General features: G+C 66.4%; 8 protein-coding genes. 3 read left to right on the top strand and 5 right to left on the bottom strand.

All coding sequences use genetic code 11. From position 1 onward, the window contains the following. The first annotated feature begins 50 nt into the window (after window positions 1-50). The gene (locus OG455_RS27555) at window positions 51-920 is read left to right on the top strand and encodes an acyl-CoA thioester hydrolase/BAAT C-terminal domain-containing protein (protein ID WP_266298184.1); all 870 of its coding nucleotides are present in this window, start codon (window positions 51-53) and stop codon (window positions 918-920) included. 15 nt (window positions 921-935) lie between these two features. On the opposite strand, the gene OG455_RS27550 is transcribed toward OG455_RS27555, so the two are convergent. The 4 genes from OG455_RS27550 to OG455_RS27535 all read right to left on the bottom strand — a co-directional run bounded on the left by OG455_RS27550 (window position 936) and on the right by OG455_RS27535 (window position 10,997). Beyond that, the gene (locus tag OG455_RS27550) at window positions 936-2,069 is read right to left on the bottom strand and encodes an IS630 family transposase (protein ID WP_266298182.1); all 1,134 of its coding nucleotides are present in this window, start codon (window positions 2,067-2,069) and stop codon (window positions 936-938) included. A gap of 816 nt (window positions 2,070-2,885) precedes the next feature. After that, window positions 2,886-3,977 carry a WD40 repeat domain-containing protein gene (locus OG455_RS27545; RefSeq protein WP_266298180.1) on the bottom strand — a complete coding sequence of 364 codons (1,092 nt, stop codon included), beginning with the start codon at window positions 3,975-3,977 and terminating at the stop codon, window positions 2,886-2,888. Between the two features lie 229 nt (window positions 3,978-4,206). After that, window positions 4,207-4,641: an Imm1 family immunity protein gene (locus OG455_RS27540; protein ID WP_266298178.1), complete on the bottom strand. Its 435-nt coding sequence runs from the start codon at window positions 4,639-4,641 to the stop codon at window positions 4,207-4,209. Further along, the gene (locus OG455_RS27535; RefSeq protein WP_266298176.1) at window positions 4,641-10,997 is read right to left on the bottom strand and encodes an RHS repeat-associated core domain-containing protein; all 6,357 of its coding nucleotides are present in this window, start codon (window positions 10,995-10,997) and stop codon (window positions 4,641-4,643) included. The genes OG455_RS27540 and OG455_RS27535 overlap by 1 nt, the downstream gene beginning before the upstream one ends. Before the next feature lie 521 nt (window positions 10,998-11,518). On the opposite strand from OG455_RS27535, the gene OG455_RS27530 reads away from it, so the two are divergent. Next, window positions 11,519-16,516, top strand: a complete 4,998-nt coding sequence (locus OG455_RS27530; protein ID WP_266298174.1) for a LamG-like jellyroll fold domain-containing protein — start codon at window positions 11,519-11,521, stop codon at window positions 16,514-16,516. A gap of 285 nt (window positions 16,517-16,801) precedes the next feature. Here OG455_RS27530 and OG455_RS42250 read toward each other — a convergent pair whose 3' ends face one another. After that, complete coding sequence (locus OG455_RS42250; RefSeq protein ID WP_353963014.1) at window positions 16,802-16,900, bottom strand: hypothetical protein; 99 nt, start codon at window positions 16,898-16,900, stop codon at window positions 16,802-16,804. Window positions 16,901-17,485: 585 nt separating this feature from the next. On the opposite strand from OG455_RS42250, the gene OG455_RS27525 reads away from it, so the two are divergent. Then, window positions 17,486-17,692, top strand: coding sequence for a hypothetical protein (locus OG455_RS27525; protein ID WP_266298172.1), 207 nt, complete (start codon window positions 17,486-17,488; stop codon window positions 17,690-17,692). The last annotated feature ends 53 nt before the right edge of the window (window positions 17,693-17,745 follow it).

Genomic DNA, 17,745 nt, shown 5'->3' with positions numbered 1-17,745 from the left:
GTTCGGCCCCTCCTGAGATGATTGCAAGGCATGACGTCTGAGGGAGGGTCATGGAGATCATCGAACACGCGATCAGCGAGCCTTTCGAGGGTGTGCTGGTCGAGCCGGCGGGTAGCAGCAGGGTGGGCGTACTGGTGCTGGCCGGTTCGAGTGGCCGCATCGACGTCGAACGCTGCCGCGTACTCGCCCGCGCGGGGATGACCGCGTTGTCGATTCGCTGGTTCGGCGGCGACGGCCAGGCACAGGGAATCTGCGAGATCCCGCTGGAGAGGTTCGTTGAGGCGATCGACCTCCTGCAGACCAAAGCAGGAGGGAGAGTCGGCGTCCTTGGATTTTCCAAGGGAGCCGAGGCGGCACTTCTGCTGGCCGTCCGCGATCCGCGCGTCGATGCGGTGGTGGCCATGTCTCCCACCTCCGTGGTCTGGGCGAACGTCGGCCCCGGCATCGACGGTCTGACCCACCCCTATCGGTCGTCCTGGACCTGGAGGGGCGAGCCCGTCCCGTTCATCGCCTACGATGACACCTGGACTCCTGCAGAGGCAGAAGGCGAGCCGATGACCTGTCGGACCCAGTACGAGCAGAGCCGGCAGACCCATGCCGAGGCTGCGCGCGCGGCCGTGATCCCGATCGAGCAGACCGCCGCCCAGATCGTTCTCGTGGCGGGCGGGGACGATCAGATGTGGCCTTCGCTGCTCTTTGCACAGGAACTGGCTGCGCGCCGCGCTTCGGTGGGCCGTCCAGCCAGGCTTGTGACCTCGTTCGATGCCGGGCATCGTCCCCGGTTGCCCGGGGAAGGGCCTGCCGGTCACTCTGACCGGTTCCGCTACGGTGGCACGGCGGAGGCCGACGCGGCGCTCGGCACCGCGGCGTGGTCTGACATTGTTGCGGCGCTGACTGGAGATCTTCACACCGGCAACTGACCGAAACCTCCGGGATCAGGCCACGTTCGCCCGGGCGACGAGTTGGCGAAGGCGCTTGTCGGCGGCGTGGTTGTTCCGCCAGATGATGTAGCGGCGGATCATGCTGCCCTGAGCCTTGTGGCTGGGGTGGTCGGTGCCGTCGAGGGCGAAGTAGCGCAGGGCGGTGAACTGGGCCTCGATACGGTTCAGCCAGGAGGAGTTGGTCGGGGTGTAGGCGATCTCGACGTTGTTGGCCTCGGCCCAGTCCGCGACCCGGCGGCACCGCTTGGTGGTCAGATGCGGGGAGTAGTTGTCGCAGATGATCGCGATGCGCACGTCGGACGGGTAGAGGGTACGCAGGTAGCGGCAGAACTCCAGGAACTTGGTGCGGTTCTTGGTCTTCTTGACGTGGCCGTACATCTTGTCTTTGGCCAGGTCGTAGGCGGCCATCAGGTGGCGGACCCCGTGCGGGCGGGTGTAGGTCGCGCGTCGCTTGGGGCGGGGCTCGCGCTCGGGGTCCTTGTGCTTGCCGCCGCGCTCGGCCCAGTGCCGGCCGGGATGGGGCTGGAGGTTGAGGGGGCCGAACTCGTCCATGCAGAAGATGACTTCGGGCTCGCCGGGCTCGGGTATGACCTCGCCGTCGGCGATCGCGTAGAGGTGTTCGACGCGGGCCTTCTTGGCAGCGTAGTCGGGGTCGCGGGAGGTCTTCCAGGTCTTTATGCGTTGAAAGGAGACGCCTTCCTCGCGGAGCAGGATGCGCAGGCCCTCGTGGCTGATGTCGTCGACCACCCCCTCGGCGACCAGGAAATCGGCCAGCTTGATCAGGCTCCAGGTCGAGAAGGGCAGGCCGTGCTCGGCCGGCTTGGACTTCGCGATCTTCTTGATCTCCCGGCGTTCGGGCAGAGTGAAGGTCTTCGGCCGCCCGCCCCCGTACTTCGGGTACAGGGAGGTGAAGCCGTCGGTATTGAAGTTGTGCAGCACATCCCGAACCCGGTCCGCGCTCGTGAAGCTGACCTCGGCGATCCCCGGCACGTCCATGCCCTGCGCGGACAGCAGCACCATCTGCGCTCGCCGCCAGGTCACCACCGACCCGGTGCCTCGCCGGATGATCCGCAGCAGCCGCTGCCCCTCGTCGTCGTCGATCTCACGAACCCGCACTCGCTCTGCCACCCGCAGAGCTTCGCGCATCCCCGCTGCCCGGCACAGCAGCCGGACGGCGCGTCACATCACAAGAGGGCAAAGGTTCCTTGATGCGGCACTAGGAGGGAAGGGGTGGTCATGATCCGAGCATAGGAACCGCGCGATCGAGTTCACCGGGGCGCCAACCTGCCGTGCCAGTCAGGCTGACGGTTCCGGCAACGGCCCGGGGGCAAGCCGGACGAGTTCTCGGCGGACAGTGCCGTCGGCCTGGCACTCGGTCCGGGACGCGTACGCGTGGAGAAGCGCGGCTCCGGGGAAGACGGGCGCCCTCCTCGACGACTGGGCGGCCAGCCGTCAGGAGCGCAGGGATGGGCGGCTTCCGGTGGCGCCCCCACTGGTCTGCGATCGCGAGGTCTGACACCCCTCAGCAGCGTATTCAACGATCTGTTGATAACTGTCCTGGGGGCGGGTTTGGGACAGTTGCCTATGGGGACAGTAAACACACCCCGCGAAGCCACCCCCTGGAACCGTCGCCCACCCGCCCACCGAGGCGACCATAAAGCCGATGAAAAAGAAGTGACGGTACCTCACCGGTCAGCTGTCCGTTTCGCAACCCGTGGCTCCGGCCCTGCGACGCAGCAGGGTCGTAGCCGCCCCGGTGAGGGCCATGGGCCGCCGTTCCAGCAACGCTTCCGCCAGTGCCAGTTCGGCCAGAACACGTTCGACCTCCACACGAGCTCATCACCCACCTCCGCGCAGATGTCTCGCAACCTCCTGGCCCATGACCGACGCCACCGGCCGCCTCCAGGGATAGCCGGCCAAGGAGGGACGGCTGCCACGTAGTGCTCAGGCCCCGATGCGGCGAGCGAAGATATCTCCTTCCCCGGTGCCTGTCGCGAGAAGAACGTCGCCGTCCAGCATCTGGACAGCGGCGAGGGACAGTCCGGTGGGCGATTCGTCCACCAATTCGCCGGTCAGGGCATTCCACTGAGCGATCACATCGTCGTCCCGCGAGGTGTAGATCCGGGGCTCACCTCGGGTTACCACTGCAGCCAAGGTCGGAAGTCCGCCGCCGGTATTGATCGGTCTTCCGATGCTCTCACCAGTAGTAGCGTCCCAGCATCGGACCTCCCCACGAGGGCTGCCGCCGACCAGCAAAATCCTACCGTCAGCCAACGTGAGGTGAGCAAGTGTGGTGACCATCGAGTCGAACTCCGGCGACTCAAGGTTCAACAGTTCTCCGGATTGGGCATCCCATTGCAGCACGGCGCCGTTGTCATCTCCGGAAGCCACTGTCATACGACCATTGGCCCCCCGAAAGGCCAAGACAGACTTGACGCTGTTGCAATGTCCGATGAGCGCGTCTCCCAGCGGCTCACCCGTGGCGGCATCCCAGCGATAAATCCTATCGTCGGCCCCAGCACCCAGAAGGAGCGTTCGCCCAGTAGGAAGTGCAGCCATTGTGACGTCCCAGATCGTTGAACCGTGTAGGGCTGCCGACTCGAAGAGATGTTCCCCCGTCTCAAAATTCCAGCAGTGGACTCCACTCTCGGTCCCGGCAGCGAGGACTGCCCCTCCATTGCCGGACGGGGAAACTGCAAAGCTGGAAGCCGGCACATTGATCTCGTCATAGGTGCACAGCAGGTCCCCGGCGAGGGCATCCCAACGATGAATCTCCTCACTCCATTCACCAGACGTTGAGAGAACGGACGCCTTGTGACCTGGAAGGCAAGCAGCAACTAGTGGCCAGACGGCACCCTTATGGGCAGCGACGATCCGGATTCCCGACTCGACATATTCTACGCGCGGCATCATTTCCTCCCGTGCAACGTGGCTAACGACCTTAGTATAGGGAAGCAATTGATACGTGGTCGAGAAAGTGGGCAGCCTGGCATCGACGGCAAGCTCTGGACGACCGAACGAGCTATGGTGGCCCATCGCAAAGCCGGCGGGCCCCCACGACGACGGTCTCAAATCCCACCCAAAGGGCCTATCAACTCAACCCCATCCACCAAATTGGGCCGCAGAAAGCGAAGCGGCTCCACCGCAGACCTATCCGGTGGAGCCGCTGAGCTCAGGGCCCAATAGTTTATTGGAACGCTGCTGATCATTACCTGGAATTACTTGCACGCAATCATGTCACTTGCGACATTCATGAACAAAGGAATCACCAGAATTCTGGCACCTGCCATTGGACACACGTAGGACGCTGCCCGCCAGATGTCAAAAATTCCTTGACGGCCTGCCGGATAAGACTAACGGGCACCTCTGAGCGATCCGGGAACTCGGTTGGATTCCCTACAATGCAATAGGAAACCTCACCGCGCCCCTCCAAGGCGCCAAGCGTGACCACGTTGCCCTCAGCATCCATAAACCCAAGGACACCAACTTGGCGTTTTCCGTCGACCCCAACCAGAAGTTCGTGATCAGGAAATCCGGAAGGCAAAGGCTTTCGCTGAACACAATGCAGCTCGGCCAAATTCTGAGACGCTGGACCTGTCAGGAGAGTATCGATCAGCGCATCAACGCCCGCGAGGGTGTCAAGCGTCGCCCGCTCTTCAGCATGCTCCTTACGGTAGTATGCGTCGATTAGGTACTGCATCACTGGGCGCCTCCATATTGCTGCGACTTCCAGCCGCCATTGCCGTCCGGCCAGTGTACCGTAAGCTCTTTATCGCCAAGAATGGCACCCAGAACATTGTCGCACCCCAATCTCTGCATACAGGGGCCGCCCGGATTATTTATGACGATATCCGCTTTCTTGATCCCATCGCGCAACATGATGGCGGCGAACTTTTGCTCGGCATCGCTAGCACGGCTCGAACTCGCCACCCCCGGCAACAAACCTTGCCCTCGAAGCCTTTCGTTGACTATCGCAATCAAGTCGGCATCAGCCTTCTTATTTCCGCTCACCACGTTATAAATGCGGCCATCCGCAGCAACCCCCAATCCGGACGTCGCACCTCCATCTGCAAATTCAGGAAGAATGCCTGCCGCTCCAGCGGGCTCGAATATGTCACCGAGTCCGTCTGCGGCGTTAGCATCGTCCCCGGCTGGCCCCATGGCAGCGGCAGTCATCGCGGACCCAGATACCATCCCGGCATTGAAGCGCGAGGTGTCCGGATTTGCCCCATGCTGCACAGCGAAGTTCTGGACTCCCTTGGAGCCGCCCTTACAGGCAGTGTCGAACCAACAGAGTGGGTTGACTACGTTCTCGACTTTTTCCGCGAATCGAGCTGATCCGACGAGTGCACCCCACCCCAGATCAGTCAAACTCCCACCCGTGTCCGTACCCTTACGAATCGGCGTGCAGGAATCTGTGACGCCGCAGGAGTTCGCTCCTGATCCGCCGGTGGACGGCCCCCCGAACATGGAACCGCAGGCAGAGTCGCCGTTCTGGCCACATTCGGAGCGTAGGCCCGTGGGGTCGGAGTTGGTGACGGGGTTGTTGCCAGCGTAGGCGTAGCCGTTGGTCTGGGTGGGGTCGGTGGTTTCAAGGAGGGGGTCGGCGCTGAGGAAGCGGCCGTTGGTGGTGTCGTAGAGGCGGGCGCCGAGGGTTTCGAGGTTGGTGGTGGTGTCGTTGTGGCCGTTGACGTAGCCGTTGTCGCCGGGCCAGGTGGTGGGGGTGGTGCCGCGGGCCTGGCCGAAGGGGAGGTACTGGCGGCGGGTGACGGCCTGGGTGGTGGCGTCGATGGTGAGTTGGTCGGTGCCCTGGCGGTCGGGGGCGAGGTAGTCGACGGTGTTGTTGCTGGTGCGGATGGCGGTGGTCTTGCCGCCGATGGTGTAGGAGCGGGTGCCGGTGACGGTGGTGCCGGTCAGGACGAGTTGGGTGTCGCCGGTGTAGAGGGTGGTGCTGGTGGGGTCGCGGCGCAGGAGTTGGTTGCCGTCGGCGTCGTAGACGTAGGTGGTGGTGCCGGCGGTGGTGGCGTCACTGGCGAGTTTGCCCTGGTTGTTCCAGGTGAGGGTCTGGTTGCCGAGGGTGCCGCCGTTGATGGCGGTGGTGTTGCCGGCCGCGTCGTAGGTATAGGAGGCGGTGTTGGCGGTGGCGCCGGGGCCGGTGGCGGTGGTACCGGTCAGGGTGTGCGGCTGGTCGGTGGCCGAACCGGCGGTCGGGTACTGGTAATTGGTGGTGGTGTCGTTGACCGTGGTGCCAGTTGTGTCGTGGTCGGTCTGGGCGGTGCGGTTGCCGGCCGCATCATACGTCCAGGACTGCCAGTACGGGGCGATGGGGCCGCCGACGGTGGCGCTGCTGCCGGTGGCAGGGGTGGCGGTGCAGCTGTCGGTGGCGGTCCAGGCCTGCTGGACGTGGTCGGCGTAGTCGTAACTGAAGCACTGGGTGTCGGTGCTGGTGGCGGCGTTCTGCCTGTCGGTGGTGGAGACCAGCAGACCGGCGCCCTTGGAGACGGTGCTGTTCGTGTAGTTGTAGCTCAGGTCGTCGATGGTGCCGGAGACCGTGGAGGCGCTGGTCTGGATGTCGCTGATGTTGCGGGTCTGCGGGTCGTAGGTGTAGCTGGCGGTCGCGAAGTTGCCTGAGGTCCCGAAGGAGTACTGGACGGGCTGACCGTACTCGTCATAACCCACGGATTGGACGTAGGAGCCACTGCCGGAGGCCATGGTGGTGGGCTCACCGAACTGGTCGTAGCCGTACGTGAGGTTCTCGGCAGGCAGGCCGCCTTCGGCGGAGTCGTTCTGGTTGGTGAGGCGGCCGGTGAGGCTGTAGCCGTAGCCGGTGGTGTAGCCGGTGGCGGGGACCAGGGCGGTGCCCTCGCCGGTGAGGTTGATGCGGGTGACGGAGGGTTTGCCGAGGTTGTTGTACCCCAGGACGGTGCTGGTGTAGGTGTCGCCGCCGGAGTACGAGGTGGTGGCGGTGGGCAGGCCCTTCTTCAGCGTGTCGTACGTCCAGGCGGCCAACTTGTTGGCGGCGGACAGCGTCTGGGTGGTGCTGGTGTCGTACGAGGCCGTCTTGCGGCCGTCGAGGTCGTAGGTGGTGGTGGTCTGCTTGCCGCGCGCGTCCGTTGAGCTGGTGACCTGTCCGGCGGCGTCGTAGGTGTTCTGGCTGTGGCCGGTGTCGGGGTCGTAGGCGTCGGTCTGCTGCCCGAGCAGGTTGTAGGTCCACGACCAGGTGTTGCCGGCCGGGTCGAGCTCGGTGGCCTGCTTGCCGGCGGGGGTGTAGCTGTACTTCGTGTCGGTGTAGTCGGCGGCCGGGTCATTGACGTAGTCGGTCGGCATGCCGGTCTTGTACTGGATCAGATCTGTCTGGTGGCCGCGGGCGTCGGTGACGGTGGTGGTGGGGGTCTGGCCGGCCGGGGGGACGGTGGTGGTGAAGTTGCCGCCGTAGCCGGTGGTGGTCTGCCAGGTCTGAGTGCCCGACGCGTAGGCGATCGAGGCGGTCTTGCGGCCGGCCTGGTCGTAGCTGTAACCGGTCTCGGAGGGGACCTTGCCGACCTGCGCCTGCACGTAGACAGTCGAGACGGCACCGGCGTTGTAGTACGGGTCCGTCGCCTCGGACTCCCAGCCGTCCGTGTTGTACATCGTGTCGGTGATGGTGCGCCCGCCGTCCACAGTCTGCGTCTGCACCTCGCGGGAGCGCAGCAGCGAGTCGTAGAGGGTTTCGGACAGGCGGTAGCTGGAGTCATCGTTGAGGGTGTAGGTGTCGACGACGGACGGGCCGCTGTTGGAGACGGTGTAGGCGTACTTGAGGTTCGGCGGGTTCGGGGATGTCTCGCCGGGCTGGTAGACGGCGCTGAGCCGGCCGAGCGCGTCATACTGCTGGCTGGTGACGTATGCGGCGGGATCGGTCTTGGAGAGGCCCAGACCGCGCAGCGCGTCGAAGGTCTGTGTGGTGGTGTGGTTGAGCGGGTCGGTGACCGCGATCGAGGTGGGCTGGGCGCCGGTGGCCGGGGTGTAGACGGTGGCGGTCTTGCGGTTGAGCGCGTCGAGCACTGCGGTGGGTCGGCCGTACTGGTCGACCGTGGTGGTCTGCTGGGTGGTGTAGGTCGGGGTGCTGCCGGTGTACGAGGTCGCCTTCTGGTTCATCGTCGTGTCACCGACGGTGGGTGCTGCGCCCAGGGTGGTGGAGGAGTCGTAGAAGGTGAGGTCGTCGGCGACGATGTTGCTCGGAACGCTGGGTGTGGTGGAGCAGTTGACGGAGACGGTCTTGGTCTCGGCGGGGTTGTCGAGGATCCAGGCGGTCGTGTTGTCCGCGTAGCTGACGGTGGTGCACAGGTCGTCGGCGGTGGTGGAGGTGTCGCCCTGGTTGTTGGTGGCTGTGACGCGGCCGTAGGCGTCGCGGGTGTAGTCGGTCTCAGTCGCGCGGGTGGTTCCGGAGGCAAGCGGAGTGTAGACCTTGGTGTCCGCGGTACCGGTCAGGAACGCCTGCAGGGCGGCCAGCCCGCCGCCGAGGGCGTGGGTGGCGGTGGCCGTCGACGTCCAGGGGTCGTCGACGGTGTCGGTGACAGTAGCGGCGCCGTTGAAGACCCGCGCCTCATACGTCGATCCGGCGAACTGATCGGAGTCGGTGACGGCCGCGTCGCCCCGGGAGTCGGAGAGCGTGGCGGTGCGGGTGCCGGAGTTCGGCAGGGTGTCGCCGTTCATGCCCCGGAAGTAGCTGTACTGGGTCTCGGTGATCGGGTCCGGGGCGGTGCCGGTGGAGACGATCATGCCCTGGTAGCCGCGCCACTGGTCCCAGGTGCGCTGCGCGGTGGGGGTCAGCGGGTTGTCGTTGTAGTGCCAGGCGGGGTTGCCGACCGGGGTGTAGCTGGTGACTACGGTGTCGTTGGCGGAACCACCGAACGGGTCCTGCTCGGTGACGGCGGCGACGATGAACTTGTTGAACCAGTCCAGCATCGGGGACGTCTGCCCGGTCGGCGTCCAGTAGTCGGGGAAGCAGAGCGAGCCGTTCTGCGAGGCGTCCGAGGGCGTGCCGCCGGCGCAGGCCGCGCTGGAGTAGCCGACCGTGATGTTCTCGCCGGTCTCGGTGGTGATGCCGGTCAGGCGCTGGCGGGTGATCGGCGGGTAGCCATCTGTGACGTTCACCCGGTTGGACAGCGGCCGCCCGCTGAAGACCACCGGCGGCATGCTGATGGCACTGCCGGAGCCACCTGCGCTGGTGTCCTGGCCGGTGTGGGTGATCGAGTTCAGCCACAGCGCCGGCGTGGTCGCGTCACCGGTGGCGGGGAAGGAGTAGGTCAGCGCCCACGAGTCGACGGGCGTCAGCGTCGAGCCGACCAGCGCGGAGGTCTGGATGCCGGTCAACTCCTCCTGCGACCAGAACGTCGGCGACTGCGTCTGGCAGGCCCCATTCTGGGTGCAGTTGAGGTCGTACGGGACGTCGGGGAAGTTCGCCGCCGTGGAGCTGTTCAGGGTGGAGGTGGCGCAGCCGGTGGGGGAGGTGTTGCAGCGCCCGTTGACGGTGAAGGACACCTGTCCGGCGGGCTGGGTGGTGTAGACCTGGCCGGCCCGCTGGCCGTACTGGATCTTGGAGAGATAGCCGCCGCGGGTGTAGGAGGTGGTGGCGGTGGTGCCCAGGTCGGGGGCGTAGTAGCCCTGCTCGGTGGTGTAGAAGTACGAGACTGCGTCCTGGTGGGTGTCCACGACGTAGTCGAGATTCCAGCGGTAGGCCTGCTGGCAGGAGGAGTTGGCGAACACCGCGTTGTAGCAGGGCTGCCCGGCGGCGGTGGCGTAGACCGGCTCGGTCCACACCGAGTTCGTCACCGCGTTGCCCGACGCCCAGCCCGGCAGCTGGTTCATACCGAAGTAGTACTGCGTGCCGTCGGTCGTGGTGACGCGGAAGTACTCGCCGCTCTGCGCACCGTTCGAAGCACCGGTGAGGTAGTCGACGCGGTCGTTGGAGTCATCCTGGGCCTTGTACGTGCCGGTGGTGTCGTCCTTGACCAGGGTCGTGCTGGAGCCGTTGAGAGAGAGGGTCAGGGTGTTGTTGTTGGACCAGCAGTTGTCCGGGGTCTGGGTCGGGCCGGCCGGGTTCTGGCCGCAGGACTGGTAGGACCGCTCGATGAAGGACTGCGGCAGTTGCCAGCCGTCACCCACCTGCGAGGCCTGGTTGTTGGTGGAGGAGGTCAGCCCGTCCACGACCTGCGAGTCGTAGGACAGGTCCAGCGTGGGCTGCAGGCCGCCAGGGACCGAGGGGGTCGGCAACTGGTAGGACCAGGTGAAGGCGTCCGATGAGCCACCGGCCTGCCAGGAGCCGGACGGCTTGAGGCTGGTGGCCGTAAAGTCACCGCCGCCCCCGCCCGAACCCGATCCGGTCGCGGCTGCCGCCAGCACCATCGGCGCCGCCGCCGCTCGCACGGCGAACTCACTCGACGCCGCCTGCTTCCCACTTGGCGTTGCAGCGGCTGCCGGTGGGACCGCGAGGTCCGCCTCCAGACTCTGGCCCTTGACGTCGTTGTGGAACGCGACCGGCGTCTCGACCCGGCAGGCGGCCAGGTCCGGCGTCGTCAGCGCGCACGCCGGCAGCTCCACCAGCGACAGCCGCGAGCCCCAGTCGCCGCCGAAGGCGTCCTGGAACTGACCGTACGACAGCGACACATGCGCCGCACCCGATACGGCTGCGGCATCACCGCGCTGCAGCGACAGCAGGACGCCGTTCACCCCGGCGGCCGTCGCGGCCGCTCGGGGCGCCACCGTGACCCGTACACTCGCGGGCGCGGCGGCGGCCAGAGCGGACGGGCTCAGGGGTGCCGCCTGCGAACGCTGCGCGAGCGCCGCCACCCGCACCGGCAGCGAACCTGCTTGCACCGCCGCGCCGGCCTTGGCACCGGGAGCCGCCAGTTCGGCGGCCGCGCTGCCCGACGGCCAGGCGGTCTTCGTCGGCTGCCATTGCGGCATCGGCTTCGGCTGCTGGTAGTGGCCCTTCACCGCCGTCACCGGTATCGACTTGTCGTGCGCCACCGCGGGCGCCGGATGCACGCCGGTGGCCAGCGCCGCCGGTGCCGCCACCAGACTCCCGGCCGCCAGTGCTCCCGCCAGCAGGACAACCGTCCAGCCGCGTGAGGGACCGCGCGCATTCACTCCTCGGGTCGCCGCATCGCGTTTCCCGGTCCGGCCCATGCCGAATCCCACAGTTCCCGCCCCTCGCCATCACAATGCATGATGATCATGACATTTTGACCGCGACCGTATCAGAGAAGATCCCTGAATGGAATTACTTTTGATTCCCCCATGCAACCATTTCAGTCGACAAAATGGCGAACATGGTGACTTTTTCCCCGAATGCCACAGGGGGTGAGTAGCAGTCACATACCCTATCCGACCTGACCCTTGGGGGACGATCAGTCTAGATGCTGCCATATCGGACGCACCTTGCCTACTGATTTGTCGGCACCGTATCGTCACGACCTGCAGCTTTACGCAAGTCATCGTGTGGAGATTTTGAAATTCTTAGCAAAGAGGGTTTTGTGACTAGTAAAAGTACCAAACGTAGCAAGCAATACCCAGCAAACAGAAAGACACCAGCCTTTGTGGCTGCCGGGGTCATCGTCGCCACCCTGTTCGGCGCGGCTCCGGCCTCGTTCGCCGCTGCCCCGGGTTCGTCGGCAGGATCGCCCACCAACCACGCGACGCCAGTGCCCGCGGCGCCAGCGGCACCCGCTCCCACGCAGCCGACCAACCTGACCGCGATGGAGAGCGGGGAGGGGCCGACGGTGGCGGAGCAGGAGGCGATGGTCGCCGCTGCCGCCCAGGCGCACACGAGCGGCAAACCGGTGGTGGTGGACGCGCTCACCACCGAGAGCCAGCAGGTGGTGGCGCAGCCCAAGGGCGGGTTCGCGCTGACGGGTAGTCCGAAGCCGGTGCGGACGAAGGAGTCGGGTGTCTGGAAGCCCGTCGACACGACGTTGCGCAAGGGCGCGGACGGGATGTTGTCGCCGGTGGCGACGGCGTACGGGTCGGTGCGGTTCTCCGGCGGGGGCAAGTCTCCGCTGGTGGTGACGTCCTCGGGTGGTGCGAGCTACTCGGTGTCCTGGCCGACCGCCCTGCCCGTGCCGAGTGTCAGCGGTGGCACGGCGACGTACGCGGAGGTGCTGCCGGGCGTGGACCTGACGGTGTCGGCCACCGTGAGCGGCGGCTTCAGCGACGTCCTAGTCGTCAAGAACGCCCAGGCCGCCAAGAACCCGGCGCTGGCCGGGCTCAAGCTGGCCGCGCAGGTGGCCGGTGGCGAGCTCGCCACCGCCCAGGCCCAGGACGGGGTGACGGTCACCGGCGGCGCGCAGGGCGCGGTGCTGGAGTCGGCCACCCCGATGATGTGGGACTCCAACACGACCCTGCCCGCCGTTGCCGCTCCGCAGGTCAAGAGCGCCGCGCACGCAGGAGCACTGACAGAAAGTCAGGCGGTTGCCGACAAGGTCGCCCCCGACGCCTCGGACGCCGCCCACCCCGGCGCGGCCGCCCGCATCGCCGTCGTCCACACCAAGGCCGACGCCCACTCGCTCACCCTGCTCCCCGATACCAAGTTCCTCACCGATGCCTCCGCGGCGTTCCCCGAGTACATCGACCCGACGTTCAACTGGCACCCCACCTCCGCCAATTCACCCGCCTTCGACGAGGTGAAGCAGGGCTCGCCCTGCAACGGCAGCTCGCTGTACGACAGCACCAGCGCCGCCGGTGACGGCGGTCAACTCGGTGTCGGCGTCAACGGCTGGAGCAGCTGCCAGGGCATCATGCGGACCTTCTACCAGTGGTCGCTGCCCACCGTGATCTGGAACGCGGACATCAGCTCTGCGACGGTCAACGCCACCAAGGTCTACTCCGCGTCCTGCTCCACCACCGCCACCGTCAACCTGCACTGGGCGGGCGGCATCGGTTCCGGCACGGACTGGAACAACCAGCCCGGCTACGGCGCGAGCCTGACCAGCGCCGACTTCGGCCCTGCCTACAACGCCAGCTACTGCCCCGGCAACGGCTCGGTCACCCACGGATTGAGCGTCACCTCGCAGATCGCCCAGGCCGCCACCGGACACTGGGGCCAGTTCACCGCCGCCCTGACCGAGGACGCCTACGAGTCCTCCCGCAGCAACCTCGGCTTCTCCCGGTTCTCCGACAACCCCAGCCTGCAGATCTTCTACAACCTCCACCCCAACACCCCCGGCGCCAGCGACCTCTCAGCCGTCACCGGCGCCGACAACGCCGGCTGCGCCACCAGCACCCCCTACCCGTACATCGGCAAGACCATCGCCTCCAACACCCCCGTTCTGAATGCCCACATCTCCGACCCCGACGGCGACGCGCTGCAGGCCAACTTCAAGTACTGGGTCGACGGCTCCTCCACCACCGCCAGTGCACTGTCCGGCGACAACCTCGCCAACGGCAGCACCGCCGCCTACTCGCTGCCGTCCGCCTTCATCTCCTCGCTGAGCAACGGCCAGACCGTCGACTGGCAGACCCAGGTCACCGACGGTGAGGCCTGGTCCGGGTGGTCCCCGGTCTGCCACTTCACGGCCGAGCCCACCGGCCCGGACAACCCCACTGTCCAGCCCAACCTCACCTACCCCAACACCGACAACGGCGGCAAGACCGGCGCCCCCGCCGGCACCAGCGCGACATTCGTCATCAATGGCGCCACCACCGGTGCGGTTGCGACGAAGTTCATCTACGCCCTGGACCAGCAGCCCGCCACCAGCGGCACCCCCGCCAACCAGACGATCGTGGCCACCAACAACGCGGCCACGGTCAGCATCACGCCGACGTCGGCGGGCCCGCACACGCTGTGGGTCGCCGCCGTTGACTCTGCCAATGATCTGTCAGGCATGTACGCCTACCGCTTCTTGGCGGCCGGGCATGCCAGCACCACCTGCACCAGCCTCGCGGCGTGCTTCAACAACATCGCGATCAGCTCGGACTCGAGCATGAGCACGGCTTCGGCGGACGGCGCCGGCTTCAGCTACTCCGCGAACGACCTGGCCAATGCCGGCTGGAACTCGGGCGGCAAGGTCACCATCGACGGCGCCACCTTCACGCTGCCCGCGTTCGGTGGTAGTGGCCAGGATGACAATCTGCTGGCCGCCAACCAAACCATCCCTCTCAGCCCGATGCCCACCAGCACCGGCAGCGCCCTCGTCTTCCTTGCCTCCACAACCGGCGGCACCCTCGCGTCACCGGGCGCCGTCAAAAACGGCGCGGCACCCTACGTACCGGCCGGCACCGGCGTGTCGGGCACATATTGCTTCAACTCCACCAATCCGGCGGCCTACTGTCCCGCCAATGGTGTGATCAACTACGCCGACGGATCCACCCAGCCCTACTCCCTCGTCGTCCCAGATTGGGTCGGCGGACCTACTTCGCTGGCCGCGGTCAGCCTTCCGCACTGGAACAACCCCGCCGGGCAGTGGACCAACTCGGCACGCAACCCGAAGATCTACCCGTTCTCGGTGCAGTTGCAGCCCGGGAAGACGCTCAAGAACATCACCCTGCCGGACGTCGGCACACAGCCAGGCAGCATGGCCCTGCACATCTTCGGCCTGTCCACCCGTAACCCCACCACCGGCACCGCCGAAGTCAACGGCACCGCCCCGGCCGCGCCCAGCGGCCAGTCCTGGACGGCCGCCTGGGGCAGCCCCACCGAGGGCGCCTACACGCTGGCCGGTCAGAGCGGCAACTACACCAACCAGACGATCCGCATCAACATGAAGCCGTCCGTGTCCGGCACCACCCTGCGCATCAAGCTCGACAACACGATGACCACCATTCCCCTGACGGTCAGCCACGCCACAGTCGCGGTCGCCTCTAACAGCACCTCTGCGGCAGCGGCCGGCAGCACCACTAATTTGACGTTCGGTGGCAGCGCCGCCACCACCGTCCCCGGGGGCGCCATGGCCTACAGCGACCCGCTGCCCTACACCGTCGATGCCAGCAAGAACCTCCTGGTGTCCTTCAGCTTCACCAGCTCCATCCAGTACATGCCGATGAACCCGTGGGCCAACACCGCCCTGTCGTTCATGTCCCCCACAGGCTCCGGCGACCAGACCGGCGACACCACCGGCAACGCCTTCTCCGGTGCCTGGGGATCGTTCACCGACTTCCTCAGCAACCTGGACGTCACCACCGCCAACATCCCCACTCAGGCGGTCCTCGGCGATGGCCTCGTGGACCCGGGTCAGCCCGGCACCTCACCCGTCCAGACGAATACCTCCGTCCACCTCGCGGCCGACCTCGCCGCCGCCCAGTCGTCCTCCGCCGCACCGTTCAGCACCATCGACGAGAGCGTGGTGGGCGACCAGGTCATGCAGGACAACACCGTCGGCATGTACGGCGGACCATCCGCCCTGTCCCGCATCGACCGCGACATCCTCGACCAGCCCGGCCTGACGACAGTCGTCCTCAACCAGGGCCTCCAGGACGTCCTCCACGGTCAGAGCTACGCCAGCATGACCGGCAACGCCTACACCCAGCTCCTGGGCTACCTCCAGAACGCGGGCATCAACGTCATCGTCGTCGGTCAGACCCCCTGCGACGGCTACACCGGCCAGAACACCACCGGCAGCAACAACGACCCCTGCACGCCCACCGTCGACCAGAACCGCACCCTCACCAACCTCTGGCTCAACAACAGCCCCCTCGGCATGAACTCAGCTCAAGCTCCCACCCTCAACTACATCGACCCCGACGCAACCATCGGCACATTCGACACCCCCAACAACGAGTTCAAACTCAACACCAACGCGGCCATCGCCACCGACCACGTCAACCTCACCACCTCCGGTTACGGGGCCCTGACCTCCGCCATCCTCGGCGCCCAGGACACCTGGCCACTGACCGACGGCACCGGAAGCACCACCGCTACCGACACCGCCTCCAGCGCCAGCGCCTACCTCGCCAACAACCCCAACGTCGGCCAGAACCCAGCCAACCTCAACGGCGGCTACAGCTGGACCAACGACCCGACCCGAGGAAACGCCCTCACCCTGGACGGCACCACCGCCGACGGCACCACCAGCAACGGCGCCGTCCTCAACACCGCGAGCAGCTTCACCGTCTCCGCCTGGGTCAACCTCGCCACCACCCCCACCTCCAACGCGGTGGTCGCCAGCCAGAGCGGTGCTCAGACCTCCGGCTTCCGCCTCGAATACAACACAGACACCTCGGGCTGGTGCCTCTCCTTCAGTTCCACTGACACCGTCCCGCCGCCTCCCAACCCCAACGGTCCTCCCGTCATCGTCTGGCCCAGCAATACCTGCACCTGGGGCGGCACCGCACCCGGCAGTTGGGTCCACCTCGTTGGCACCTACAACGTCGCCACCAACGCCGCCCAGCTCTACGTCAACGGCTCCCTCTCCGGCACTCAGTCCAATGTCAGCCCATGGGCCGCCAACGGCAACTTCGTCATCGGCTCCGCCCAGGTCAGCCCGGGCACCCAGGGCACCTTCTTCCCAGGCATGATCAGTGACGTCCAGGCATGGAACTACGCTCTGAGCGCGCCCCAGGTCACCGCCCTGTACCAGCAGATCACCACCCCCACTCACTGACCCGACCTCAGCCCGGCAGCCAGCCGGCCCCAGGAGTAAAACGGCCCCGTATCCGGCTCTAAGTCGGATGCGGGGCCCTATCGTTGAGTGGTGAGCCGCTGCGGATTGGCCGCAGTCTGCCGATGCCGATGGTCCTGGAGACCAACGCGAAGCCAAGCAAGGGGACTCCCCTTGGAGCTGCTTGCTGAGCCGCTCTTCGTGGTGGCCGCCGTCACGGTCTACTGGCCATCCTGCGGGTGGCGCTGCAGTAGACGTACCGCAACGCTGCCCGCACTTGTCGACTGCCTAGTGCCACTCGCGCAGTGGCAGGTTCTTCTTGCTGCTGTTGCAACTCTTACAAGCCGGAACAAGCTTGTAGATGTCATCACGGCCGCTGCGGGACATTGGTACAACGGGTCACCCTCCCACGGCGGCAGGATGTCGTGCACGTCATCGCCCGAGGCCGGTTCAAGCGCCTCGTCTTCGCTCATGGCCGCATGATGGACCACCGACAACGCGCCACCCAAGCCTGCGCCTTGGACGCCCCTTGCGTGCTGCCGATGGGTCGCCATCGGCTCCATCGCGGCGCTCAGCAACGGTCAACGGGGCGGTTCGGGGATCGGCCCGGGGCGAGGCGGACCAGTTCGCGGTGGACTGTGCCGTCGGGCCGGCACTCGTTGCGGTACGCGTACGGGAACGCCGCGCTGGGGAACACCGTGACGCCTTCCTCGACAACCGGGGCGGCCGTAGGTGACGGCCGTCAGCAGGGCGTCGGCGTCGGCTGGGAGGTCTGGGGTGGGTGGCTTCCGGTGACGGCCCACGGCTGGTCTCCGATCACGATGTCCGGCACCCCTCAGGGGATGGATCAACAGTCTGTTGATATCCGTCCTGATTGCGGGTTTGGGACAGTTACCTATGGGGACAGTAAACGCACCCCGCGCAGCCTCCCGAACATGAACATCCGGGCGCCCACCCGCTATCGTCGACCGCATGCTCAACGAGCCGTTCCCCCGCCTCGGCCTGTGGCCCACCTGCGGCCACCACAGCCCCGACATCGGGACCTGCCAGCGACTGCGCGGCCACCGCGAACGTACCGACGGCACCGGCCCGCTGATCCACCGCGACGACACCAACGAGTGGACGGAAGAACCGGCCACCTCCGACTCCTGGTGGGATGACCTGACCGCGAGCAGCTGACCCGCTGCCCGGGACTCTCCGACGTCGGCAACCATGGACGTGTGATCCCGTCC

It is taken from the genome of Kitasatospora sp. NBC_01287 (genome assembly GCF_026340565.1).
GTDB lineage: Bacteria > Actinomycetota > Actinomycetes > Streptomycetales > Streptomycetaceae > Kitasatospora.
This window is presented reverse-complemented; position numbering and strand designations above follow the sequence as displayed.

Coding starts and splice junctions, on each gene's coding strand:
- OG455_RS27555 (WP_266298184.1), top strand. CDS start 51: ATGGAGATCATCGAACACGCGATCAGCGAGCCTTTCGAGGGTGTGCTG.
- OG455_RS27540 (WP_266298178.1), bottom strand. CDS start 4,641: ATGCAGTACCTAATCGACGCATACTACCGTAAGGAGCATGCTGAAGAG.
- OG455_RS27525 (WP_266298172.1), top strand. CDS start 17,486: ATGCTCAACGAGCCGTTCCCCCGCCTCGGCCTGTGGCCCACCTGCGGC.
- OG455_RS27545 (WP_266298180.1), bottom strand. CDS start 3,977: ATGGGCCACCATAGCTCGTTCGGTCGTCCAGAGCTTGCCGTCGATGCC.
- OG455_RS42250 (WP_353963014.1), bottom strand. CDS start 16,900: ATGTCCCGCAGCGGCCGTGATGACATCTACAAGCTTGTTCCGGCTTGT.